The 11,261-nt window shown below is 69.1% G+C and carries 8 protein-coding genes; all 8 read left to right on the plus strand.

Annotation, left to right across the window (positions count from 1 at the left end; translation table 11 throughout):
- Positions 1-48: 48 nt before the first annotated feature.
- On the plus strand, positions 49-1,056 hold the full coding sequence (locus tag L880_RS0122265; RefSeq protein ID WP_027477558.1) for a tripartite tricarboxylate transporter substrate binding protein: 1,008 nt from the start codon (positions 49-51) through the stop codon (positions 1,054-1,056).
- A 6-nt stretch (positions 1,057-1,062) separates the two neighbouring features.
- Positions 1,063-2,589, plus strand: a complete 1,527-nt coding sequence (locus tag L880_RS0122270; protein ID WP_027477559.1) for a UxaA family hydrolase — start codon at positions 1,063-1,065, stop codon at positions 2,587-2,589.
- Between the two features lie 45 nt (positions 2,590-2,634).
- On the plus strand, positions 2,635-4,134 hold the full coding sequence (locus tag L880_RS0122275) for an NAD-dependent succinate-semialdehyde dehydrogenase (protein WP_027477560.1): 1,500 nt from the start codon (positions 2,635-2,637) through the stop codon (positions 4,132-4,134).
- A gap of 73 nt (positions 4,135-4,207) precedes the next feature.
- Positions 4,208-5,014, plus strand: coding sequence for a 4-hydroxy-2-oxoheptanedioate aldolase (gene hpaI / locus L880_RS0122280; protein ID WP_027477561.1), 807 nt, complete (start codon positions 4,208-4,210; stop codon positions 5,012-5,014).
- A gap of 44 nt (positions 5,015-5,058) precedes the next feature.
- Positions 5,059-6,489, plus strand: a complete 1,431-nt coding sequence (locus L880_RS0122285; RefSeq protein ID WP_027477562.1) for an FAD-binding oxidoreductase — start codon at positions 5,059-5,061, stop codon at positions 6,487-6,489.
- Positions 6,490-6,739: 250 nt separating this feature from the next.
- Positions 6,740-9,040, plus strand: coding sequence for an AMP-binding protein (locus tag L880_RS33150; protein ID WP_027477563.1), 2,301 nt, complete (start codon positions 6,740-6,742; stop codon positions 9,038-9,040).
- A gap of 16 nt (positions 9,041-9,056) precedes the next feature.
- Positions 9,057-10,034, plus strand: a complete 978-nt coding sequence (locus L880_RS0122295) for an ABC transporter permease (RefSeq protein WP_157463024.1) — start codon at positions 9,057-9,059, stop codon at positions 10,032-10,034.
- Positions 10,035-10,115: 81 nt separating this feature from the next.
- Positions 10,116-11,129, plus strand: a complete 1,014-nt coding sequence (locus L880_RS0122300) for a sugar ABC transporter substrate-binding protein (protein WP_019572342.1) — start codon at positions 10,116-10,118, stop codon at positions 11,127-11,129.
- Positions 11,130-11,261: the final 132 nt, after the last annotated feature.

The following is an 11,261-nucleotide window of genomic DNA, read 5'->3' on the forward strand; positions in this document are numbered from 1 at the left end:
AAAGCGCACCATGCGGCCCAACAAGTACCAGACGGAGACATTGCCCCCATGAAACTGCCTCGCCTCAATCGGCGCGAGTGGCTGGCCAGCGCCACCCTCGGCCCCCTGCTCGGCGGCACCGCCGCAGCCCTCCCGGCCCTGGCCGCCGCGGCCGACGACTACCCCAGCCGCCCCATCAACTTCATCTGCCCCTGGCCGGCCGGCGGCACGGCCGATGTGTCCATGCGCGCCATCTGCCAGGTGGCGGGCCGCATCCTCAAGCAACCGATTGCCGTGGACAACAAGGCCGGCGCGGCCGGCATGATCGGCGTGAAGGCCCTGGCCGGCGCCAAGCCCGACGGCTACACCCTCGGCCAGATCCCGATCTCGGTCACACGCTTTTCGCAACTGGGCCTGCTGCAGACCAACCCGCTGAAAGACTTCAGCTACCTGGCCCGCACCTCGGGCCAGACCTTCGGCATCGCCGTGCCGGCCGACTCGCGCTTCAAGACCCTGAAGGACATGGTCGAGCACGCCAAGGCCCACCCGGGCCAGCTGACCTACGCGCACGCCGGCATCGGCGGCGCCACCCATGTGGGCATGGAAGAGTTCGCCATGGCCGCCGGCATCCAGCTCAGCGGCATCGCCTACAAGGGCGGGGCCGCCGCCCTCAACGACACCCTGGGCGGCCAGGTCGACATGCTGGCCGACTCCAGCTCCTGGGCGCCCCACGTCGAGGGCGGCAAGCTGCGCCTGCTGGCCACCTGGGGTGAGCAGCGCACGCCGCGCTTCAACAGCACGCCCACCCTGCAAGAGCTGGGCTTCAAGGTGGTGGTGGATGCCCCCAACGGCATCGGCGCGCCGGCCGGCCTGCCACCCGCCATCGAGAAAAAGCTGCGCGACGCCTTCCGCCAGGCCGTGGCCAGCGACGAATTCAAGGCCGTGGCCGCCCGCATCGACGCCCCCCTGATGTACCTGGACGGCCCCGACTACAAACGCTATGTGGCCGAGGTCTACAAGCGCGACACCGCCCTGATCGAGCGCCTCAAGCTCAAAGAACTCCTGGAAAAAGGCTGATTGGCCATGAGCACCACCCCCCACCTGATCCGTCTGCACGCGGCAGACAACGTTCTGATCGCCAAAGAGCCCATTGCGCTGGGCCAGGCCCTGCCCGGGCTGGCCGCCCGGGCCCGCGCCCAGGTGCCGGCCGGCCACAAGATCGCCGCCAGCCGCATTGCCCAGGGCGAGCCGGTGCGCAAGTACAACGCGGTGATCGGCGTGGCCGGGCGCGACATCGAGCCCGGTGACTACGTGCACACACACAACCTCAGCCTGAGCGAGTTCGACCGCGACCCGGGCTTTGGCCTGGATGTGCGCCCCGTCAACTACGTGAGCGCGGCCGAACAGGCCACCTTCCAGGGCTATGTGCGTGAAGACGGCCGGGTGGGCACGCGCAATTTCGTGGGCATCCTGGCCTCGGTGAACTGCTCGGCCACGGCCATCAGCCGCATTGCGGCGCACTTCACGCCCGAGCGCCTGAAAGACTTCCCCAATGTGGACGGCGTGGTCGCCTTCACCCAGACCACGGGCTGCGGCATGTCTTCGCCCAGCCCGCACTTCGACCTGCTGCGCCGCACCCTGGCCGGCTACGCGCGCCACCCCAACCTGGCCGGCGTGCTGGTGGTGGGCCTGGGCTGCGAACGCAACCAGGTGGCCGACCTGATGGACTCGCAAGGCCTGCAAAGCGGCCGCCTGATGCGCAGCATGGTGATGCAGGACATGGGGGGCACCCGGGTCACCATCGAGGCCGGCATCCGTGCCATCGAAGAGATGCTGCCCCTGGCCAATGCCTACCAGCGCCAGACCGTGCCGGCCAGCCACATCAGCATCGGCCTGCAGTGCGGCGGCTCCGACGGCTTCTCGGGCATCACCGCCAACCCGGCCCTGGGCGAGGCCATGGACATCCTGGTGCGCCACGGCGGCACCGCCATCCTGTCGGAGACGCCCGAGATCCACGGCGTGGAATACATGCTGACGCGCCGCGCCGTCTCGCCCGAGGTGGGCCAGAAGCTGCTCGACCAGCTGGCCTGGTGGGCCGAATACACCCGGGGCCACAACGGCCAGTTCAACGGCGTGGTGGGCCCGGGCAACCAGGCCGGCGGCCTGGCCAACATCTTTGAGAAATCGCTGGGCTCGGCCATGAAGTGCGGCACCACGCCACTGCAGGGCGTGTACGCCTATGCCGAGGCCATCGACCGCAAGGGCTTTGTCTTCATGGATTCGCCAGGCTACGACCCGGTCTCGGCCACCGGCCAGATCGCCAGCGGCGCCAACCTGATCTGCTTCACCACCGGGCGCGGCTCGATGTTCGGCAGCAAGCCGGCCCCCACCCTCAAGCTGGCCAGCAACACGCCCATGTACCAGCGCCTGAGCGAAGACATGGACATCAACTGCGGCGCCATCCTCGACGGCGAGGTGGATCTGCCGGGCATGGGCCAGCGCATCTTCGAAGCCATCCTGCGCCACGCCTCGGGCGAGCGCACCAAGAGCGAACTGCTGGGCCTGGGCGACCACGAGTTCGTGCCCTGGCACCTGGGCATCGTGAGCTGACCGCCCCCTGCCCCGCCCTGCTCCCTTTTTTCCAGACAAGACCCCATGACCGTGCCCCACCCGCTCGCCCTGAACCGAGCCGACCTGATCGAAACCCGCCACCTGATCGGCGGCCACTGGTGTGCCGGCCTGCAGGCCGACCGCGCCCCGCTGGCCGTGCACGACCCCGCCGACCTGAGCCTGATCGCCAGCGTGCCCGATGGCGGGGCCGCCGACGCCCGCGCCGCCCTGGAAGCCGCCCAGGCCGCCTGGCCGGCCTGGAAAGCCCTGCCCGCGCGCGATCGCGCCGCCATCCTCAAGCGCTGGAACGACCTGATCGTGGCCCACCAGGACGACCTGGGCCGCCTGATCAGCCGCGAACAGGGCAAGCCCCTGGCCGAGGGCCGCGGCGAGGTGTTGTACGCGGCCAGCTATGTGGAGTGGTTCGCCGAGCAGGCCACCCGCGCCAATGGCGAGGTGATCCCCACCCCGGCGCCCCACAAGCGCCTGCTGGCCGTGCGCGAGCCGGTGGGTGTGGTGGCCGTGATCACGCCCTGGAACTTCCCGGCCGCCATGATCGCGCGCAAGATCGCCCCGGCCCTGGCCGCCGGCTGCACCGTGGTGGCCAAGCCGGCCGAAGACACCCCGCTCACCGCCCTGGCCCTGGCCAAGCTGGCGCAAGAGGCCGGCGTGCCCGCCGGGGTGCTGAACCTGGTCACGGCCTCGCGCGAGCGCACGCCCGAGGTGGTCGATGTGTGGCTGGCCGACGAGCGCGTGCGCAAGATCAGCTTCACCGGCAGCACCCCGGTGGGCCGGCACCTGGCGCGCGAATCGGCCGCCACGCTCAAGAAGCTGTCGCTGGAGCTGGGCGGCAACGCCCCCTTCATCGTGTTCGAGGACGCCGACCTGGACGCCGCCGTCGAAGGGCTGATGGTGGCCAAGTTCCGCAATGGCGGCCAGACCTGCGTGTGCCCCAACCGCGTGTATGTGCAAAGCGCCGTGCACGAGGCCTTTGTCGACAAGCTGGTGGCCCGCGTGGCCGCGCTGCAGGTGGGCCCGGCCAGCGACCCGGCCTCGCAGATCGGCCCCATGATCAACGAGCGCGCCGTGGCCAAGATCGAACGCCACGTGCAGGATGCCGTGGCCAAGGGCGCGGTGGTGCGCACGGGCGGGTTGCGCCTGCGACGCGACGATGCCCCCGGCGCCGCCTACTACGCCCCCACCGTACTCACCGAGGCCCAGCCCGACATGGAGTGCGCCTGCGAAGAGACCTTCGGCCCGGTGGTGCCGGTGTCGCGCTTCGAGACCGAGGCCGAAGTGCTGGCCCAGGCCAACGGCACACCCTACGGCCTGGCCGCCTACTTCTACAGCCAGAACCCGGCGCGCATCTGGCGCGTGGGCGAGGCGCTGGACTGCGGCATCGTGGGCATCAACGAAGGCGCCCTGGCCGCCGAGGCCGCGCCCTTCGGCGGCGTCAAGGCCTCGGGCTATGGCCGCGAGGGCTCGGTGCACGGGCTGGACGACTACCAGCACATCAAGTACCTGTGCCAGGGCGGGCTGGGCTGAACCCGACCCGGTGCCCACGCCAGCAACACCCTCATTTGAACCCGGGACCCACACCATGACACACCCCACCGGCCTGCCCACCGGCAACCCCTTCAAACACGCATTGCAACAACGCCAGGCCCAGGTGGGCCTGTGGCTGTCGATGGCCGCCCCCTACCTGGCCGAGGTCAGCGCCACGGCCGGCTTCGACTGGCTGCTGATCGACGGCGAACACGCCCCCAACGACCTGCGCAGCACCCTGGCCGCCCTGCAGGCGGTGGCGCCCTACCGGGCCCAGCCCGTGGTGCGCGCGGTGCAGGCCGACACCGCCCGGATCAAGCAGTTGCTGGACATCGGCGTGCAGAACCTGCTGGTGCCCATGGTCGACACCGCCGAGCAGGCCGCCCAGGTGGTGAGCGCCACCCGCTACCCGCCCCAGGGCATCCGGGGCGTGGGCAGTGCCGTGGGCCGGGCCTCGCGCTGGAGCGCCCGCGGCGACTACCTGCAGGTGGCCGACAGCGAGATCTGCCTGCTGGTGCAGGCCGAATCGGTCACGGCACTGGGCCAGCTCGACGCCATTTGCGCGGTTGACGGTGTGGACGGCGTGTTCATCGGCCCGGCCGATCTGGCCGCCTCGATGGGCCACCGCGGCAACCCAGGCCACCCCGAGGTGCAGGCCGCCATCGAGGGCGCCATGCGCACCATCATCGCCAGTGGCAAGGCTGCGGGCACCCTGACCTCCGACCCCGTGCTGGCCCGGCGCTACCTCGATCTGGGCTGCACCTTTGTCGCCACGGGCGTCGATGTGCTGCTGTATGCCCAGGCCGCGCGCAAGCTGGCCGCGAGCTTTCTGGCCAGCGCACCCGCCGTGGCCGCACCGGCCCCGGGCGCCGCCTACTGATGGCCTGACGACGGCCGCCCCCTTCCCCCTACCCCTGAACACCCATGTCCACCCGAGTTGAATTCATCGCCGCGCTCACGCGCATCGTCGGCCCCCAGGCCTGCCTGACCGAGGTGGCCGACACCGTCGGCTACACCACCGACTACCGCAAGCTCTACCGCGGCGATGCCCTGGCCGTGGTGCTGCCCGCCAGCACCGAAGAGGTCAGCCAGGTCATGGCCCTCTGCCACGCCCACGGCGTGCGCGTGGTGCCGCAAGGCGGCAACACCTCACTGATGGGTGGGGCGGTGCCCGAGCAGGACTCGGGCGCCATCGTGCTCAACCTGCGCCGCATGAACCGGGTGCTGGCCGTGGACACGGTGAACGACACCCTGACCCTGCAGGCCGGCGTGACGCTCAGCGGCGCGCGTGCTGCGGCCGACGAGGCCAAACGCCTGTTCCCGCTGCGCATCGGCTCGGAGGGCTCGTGCCAGATCGGCGGCAACCTGGCCACCAACGCGGGCGGCACCGCCGTGCTGCGCTACGGCAATATGCGCGACCTGGTGCTGGGCATCGAGGCCGTGCTGCCCGATGGCCGCATCTACTCCAGCCTGCGCGGCCTGCGCAAAGACAACACGGGCTACGACCTGAAGCAGCTGTTCATCGGCTCCGAAGGCACGCTGGGCATCATCACGGCCGCGGTGCTCAAGCTCTACCCGCAACCACGCGCCGTGGCGGCCGCCTTTGTGGCCGTCAGCGACCCGGGTGCCGCCGTGCAACTGCTGGGCCTGGCCAAGCAGTTGGCCGGCCCGCAGGTCACGGCCTTCGAGCTGGTGTCGGCCGATGCCATGGCCCTGGTGTGCGACTACCTGGGCGACGCGCGCCCGCCGCTGGCCGGCCAGCCCGCCTGGATGGTGCTGATGGAATTCAGCGCCACGGGCGAGCAAGCCGCCCTGGACGCCCAACTGACCCAGGTGCTGGAAGCCGGCATGGAACAGGGCTGGGTGCAAGACGCCGCCCTGGCTGCCAGCCTGTCGGATGTGCAGGCCTTCTGGCGCCTGCGCGAGGAAATCTCGGACGCCCAGACCCGCACCGGCGGCAGCATCAAATGCGATGTGTCGGTGCCGCTGTCCGACATCCCCGCCTTCATCGAACAGGCCAGCCAGCAAGTGCAGACCCTGGCCCCCGGCAGCCGCATGGTGATCTACGGCCACATGGGCGACGGCAACGTGCACTTCAACCCCCTGCGCCCGGCCGACACCCCGGCGCGCGAGTACCTGGATCAGCACTACAGCACCGTCTCGCACGCCGTGGACCAACTGGTGCACCGCCTGAACGGCTCGATCTCGGCCGAACACGGCATCGGCGTGGCCAAGCGCGACGACCTGCGCCTGTACAAGTCAGAGGTCGAACTGGCCCTGATGTGGCAAGTGAAGCGGGCCCTCGACCCCAAAGCGCTGCTCAACCCGGGGAAGATGCTGCCGGCAGAGGGCTGAACACCGCCCAGGGCGGCACCAAGCCGGGGCCACCCATTCCGCTTTTCGCGCGGCTTGGAACCCGACTGCACCGGCGCCCGCACCGCTGCGCCCCGCTTCGGGCCGGGGTGTCCCGCATCCGACAGATGGTGCTTTGCATCAAAGGGTTTTCCTTAGCTGCAAAGCCTTTCAGGGGGTCTATCTTTCCGCCAGTCGACAGGCTTACCCGCCGGTAACCTGATCTCGATGAAGCCAGGAAAGGTCGGTACCCGTGCCTAAAACTGTTGCTGCAAGTGCCCCGAGCGGCAAGGCGCCTGAGCCCACGGGCTCGCCCTGGGCCACCCGCCATGAACGCGAACCCGCGCGTCAGGCCAAGAAGGAAGCCGTGCTGCTGGCCGCCGCCCGGCTGTTCACCAAAAACGGGTTCCAGCACACCTCGCTGGACGACATTGCGCGCAGCCTGGGGGTGTCCAAGCCCACGCTGTACTACTACGTCGACAACAAGGAACAGATTCTTTTCGACTGCGTCGAACGGGGCCTGGCCGAGTTTCACACCGGCCTGGCTCAGCTGCAGGGCCAGGGCCTGAGCGGGCGCGAGCGCCTGCGTGCCGCCATGGCCTTGTACGCCAGCGTGGTGACAGGTGATTTCGGCCAATGCGTGATCCGCCTGGGCGAAGACACCCTGCCCGAAGAGCGGCGCCGCGAGCTGCGCCGCCTCAAGCGCCAGGTTGACGCCGATTTCCGGGCCCTGATCGACGAGGGCATGCTGGCCGGCTGGATCGTCACCGGCGACGCCGCCGTGGCCTCCTTCACCGTGGTCGGCGCCCTGAGCGGCATCGGCCGCTGGTACCGGCCCAGCCAGCACAGCGCCGAGGCCTTGCGCCACGCCGTGGACCACTGCCTGGAGATGTTGTTGCGTGGCGTCCTGAGCGCGCCCACGGCAAGCCAGGCCCACCCCGCACAGACTGGAGACAGCATGCCCCTGACGCGCCGCGAAACCCATTTCCAGAACCGGGTGCTGCGCTGCTACAGCGATCGTCCGGCCAGCCTGGCCCACATGATGCTGAAAGCCGCCCAGGCGCACGCCGACGCACCGGCCCTGGTGTCAGGCGATCTGCGGCTGAGCTGGCGTGAGCTGCAACACACGGCGGCCCGTTATGCCGCCGGCCTGGCCCGGCTGGGTGTGCTGCCGGGCGACCGGGTCGCCCTGCACATGGCGAACCGGCCCGAGTTCGTGCTGTTGGCCCTGGCCTGCGCCTGGATGGGGGCCGTGCTGGTGCCCATCAGCGACCGCGCCCGGGGGCTTGAACTGGCCCATGCCCTGGTCGATTCCGAAGCCGTGGCCGTGGTGTGCGCGCCCGAATTGGTGGAATGGTTTCCCCACGACGCGCCACCCCCGGGCTTGCGCTGGCGGCTGGTGTGCGGCAGCCAGGCCGTGGCCGGTTTCAGCGCCCTGTCGGGCCTGCTGCAAGGCGAGGCCATGGCCCAGCCCCATGCCATGGCCGAAGACGAACTGGCCGTGCTGCTCTACACCTCAGGCACCACCGGCAAGCCCAAGGGGGCGATGATCTGCCAGCTCAACATCATCCATTCGGTGATGCACTTTGCGCAGGTGATGGCCTTGGGGCCCCAGGAGCGCACGCTGGTGGCAGTGCCTCTGAGCCACGTCACGGGCCTGGTGGCCCAGCTCTACACCATGCTGCACTGCGCCGGCTGCCTGGTGCTGATGCCCCCTTTCAAGGCCGGCGAGTTCTTGCGCCTGGCAGAGGCCGAGCGCATCACCCACACCATCATGGTGCCGGCCATGTACAACCTGTGCCTGCTGCTGCCCGATCTGCACACGCACGACCTGCGGCACTGGCGCATCGGGGCCTTTGGCGGTGCCTCGATGTCGACCGCCACCATCGATGCGCTGGCCCAGCGCTTGCCGGGCCTGACGCTGATGAACGCCTACGGCGCCACCGAGACCTGCTCACCCGCCACGATCATGCCGCCCGGCCAGACCGACCACCACCGCGACAGCGTGGGCCAGGCCGTGCCCTGTGGCGAGGTGTGCATCGTCGACGACGATGGCCGCGAGCTGCCGCGCGGCAGCGTGGGCGAGATCTGGATCGCCGGGCCGATGGTGGTGCCGGGCTACTGGCGCAACGAGGCGGCCACCGCCAACGAGTTCCGGGGGGGCTTCTGGCGCTCGGGCGACATCGGCAGCCTGGACGCAGAAGGCTATCTGCGCATCCTCGACCGAAAGAAGGACATCATCAACCGCGGGGGCTACAAGGTGTACTGCGCCGCGGTGGAGAACGTGCTGGCCGAGCATCCGCAGGTCATCGAGGTGGCGCTGGTCGGCGTGCCCTGCGCCGTGCTGGGCGAACGCGTGCACGCCTTCGTCACCGTGCGGGCGCTGGGTGACGACACCCAGGCCCCGGTGCTGCAGGCCTTCTGCGCCGAACGCATGGCCGACTACGCCGTGCCCGAGACCTGGACCATCGACACCGAGCCCTTGCCACGCAACCTCAACGGCAAGCTCGTCAAGCGGGAACTGCGCCGCTCGCTCAATGCAGCCCTGACCTGACCCCTAGGAGCCCACCATGACCCTGCCCAAGCTGCGTGCCACCCAGCAGACCATCGTGTTTGCCCTGTTCATCGTGATGTTCCTGGGCTTCACGGTGCTGCTGCCCGGCTTCTCCAACCTCGACAACCTGCTCACACTGCTGCAGAACGTGGCCATCCTCGGCATCCTGGGGCTGGGCATGGCGGTGGTGGTCATCGGCCGCGGCATCGACATCTCGATGATTGCCGCGCTGGCCGTGCCCGCGGGCCTGATGCTGCAGCTGGTGACCAACGGGCAGTCGATTGCCTCGGCCGGGCTGATGGCGCTGGGCCTGTCGCTGGCCTTTGGCCTGGTCAATGGCTGGCTGATTGCCTATGCCGAGGTGCCCTCGCTGTTCACCACACTGGCCTCGGGCCTGTTTCTGGCCGGTCTGGGCCAGGCGGCCATCTTCCAGCTCGAGGTGGTGCAGTGGCCCGCTGAGCTGGATGCCGTGGCCGGCATCGGGCGCGGCTCGCTCGGCGGCATTCCCATGCCCGTGATCATGTTTGCGCTGGCCTCGGCCCTGATGGCCTTGCTGCTGCGCAAGGTGCGCGCCGGCGCGTTCATCTATGCGATTGGCGACAACCCCTTCAGTGCACGCGCCACCGGTCTGCCCACGCGACCGGTGATCGTCTTCGAGTACGTGCTGGCAGCCTTGATCGGGCTGTTTGCAGGCCTGGTGATGGCGGCCTCCGTCAACAGCATGCCCACCCGCATCTACAACTCGACCATGGTCTATGACGTGGTGCTGGTGGTGGTGCTGGGCGGCATCGGCCTGTCGGGCGGGCGCGGCGGGGTGGCCAATGTGGTGATCGGCACGCTGCTGATCGGCACCATGCTCAATGGCATGACCATCATGGACATCTCGTACTCGGTGCAGAACATCATCAAGGGCCTGGTGCTGCTGGCCGCCATCCTGATCGACTCGGTGCTCAACCCGCGCAACGAAGAGACCGCCCAGCAGGGCGACATCTAGAGCCCCCACCCCTTCCGTTTTCGGTACGCCGCACGCCCGGCCTCAGGCGCTTTTGATCCTCAAACAAGCAAGGAGACAAGCATGCAAAACACAGGAAAGTGGATGACAACCCTCACCGGTCTGGCGCTGGCCCTGGGCCTGGCCGGCAGCGCGCTGGCCCAGAGCAAAGGGCTGGACGAGCCGTTCCGAGACGGCTACAAGAAGGCGCTGGCGGGCAAGACCGTGGGCTACATCCCGGTGGCCATGGGCTTTGACCTGGCCCAGGGCTGGTACCAGGGCCTGAAGAAAGAGCTCGAGCCCTCGGGCATGAAGGTGGTGGCGCGCGACCCGAACTGGAACACCAATGCCGGCGCCCAGGCCTTCACGTCGCTGATCGCCGAGAAGCCGGCCGCCATCGTGATCCACAACCCCGATGTGCAGACCTACGCCAAGCTGATCAAGAAGGCCGAGGACGAGGGCATCTACGTGGTGCAGATCAACATGCGTTCGGCGCAGCCGTCGACCGTGTTCGTCGGGGCCGACTGGGTGGACATCGGCGAGCGCACCACCAGCGCGGTGGTCGAGGCCTGCAAGGGCAAGTCGAACAAGATCGCCATCGTGCAGGGCGCCCCCACGGCGGCCGCCAGCGCCTACACCCTCAAGGGCGTGGAAAACGTGCTGGCCAAGAACCCGGCCGTGAAAGTGGTCTCCAACCAGGCCGCCGACTGGGACGCCGCCAAGGCCAAGGCCCTGACCCAGACCGTGCTCAAGCAGCACCCCGATCTGTGCGGCATCGTGGGCTTCTGGGACGGCATGGACATCGGCACCGCGGCCGCCATCAAGGAGGCCGGCCTGACGGGCAAGGTGTACCTCGCCACCTCGGGCGGCGGCGAGCAAAAGGGTGCGTGCGACATGGTCAAGAGCGGTGGCTTTGACTACGACATCAGCTACGACGTGCCCACACAGGCCAGCAACATGGCGGCCATGATCAAGTGGCTGGTGCAAAACGGCCTCAAGGCGGGCCAGGCGCGGCAGAACATCTACACCACGCTGATCCCGATCACCAAAGAGAACGCCGGCACCGACGGTACCTGCTGGAAGCTGGCCGCCAAGTAAGCCAAGCCACAAGCCGCCTGCGCGGCTGTGCGGCTGCGCGCGCATCAACCGTGCCTCAGCACCCCCAGGGGCCGCTGGGCCGGCCCCCCAACGCCGGCGTCCGGCCTGCCCCTGTGCCAGGGGCGCTTCACC

It is taken from the genome of Curvibacter gracilis ATCC BAA-807 (assembly GCF_000518645.1).
GTDB lineage: Bacteria > Pseudomonadota > Gammaproteobacteria > Burkholderiales > Burkholderiaceae_C > Curvibacter > Curvibacter gracilis.

Excerpts from the sequence above, each read along its gene's own strand:
- L880_RS0122265 (WP_027477558.1), top strand. The coding sequence starts at position 49 with ATGAAACTGCCTCGCCTCAATCGGCGCGAGTGGCTGGCCAGCGCCACC.
- L880_RS0122300 (WP_019572342.1), top strand. The coding sequence starts at position 10,116 with ATGCAAAACACAGGAAAGTGGATGACAACCCTCACCGGTCTGGCGCTG.
- L880_RS0122270 (WP_027477559.1), top strand. The coding sequence starts at position 1,063 with ATGAGCACCACCCCCCACCTGATCCGTCTGCACGCGGCAGACAACGTT.
- L880_RS0122295 (WP_157463024.1), top strand. The coding sequence starts at position 9,057 with ATGACCCTGCCCAAGCTGCGTGCCACCCAGCAGACCATCGTGTTTGCC.
- L880_RS0122275 (WP_027477560.1), top strand. The coding sequence starts at position 2,635 with ATGACCGTGCCCCACCCGCTCGCCCTGAACCGAGCCGACCTGATCGAA.
- L880_RS0122285 (WP_027477562.1), top strand. The coding sequence starts at position 5,059 with ATGTCCACCCGAGTTGAATTCATCGCCGCGCTCACGCGCATCGTCGGC.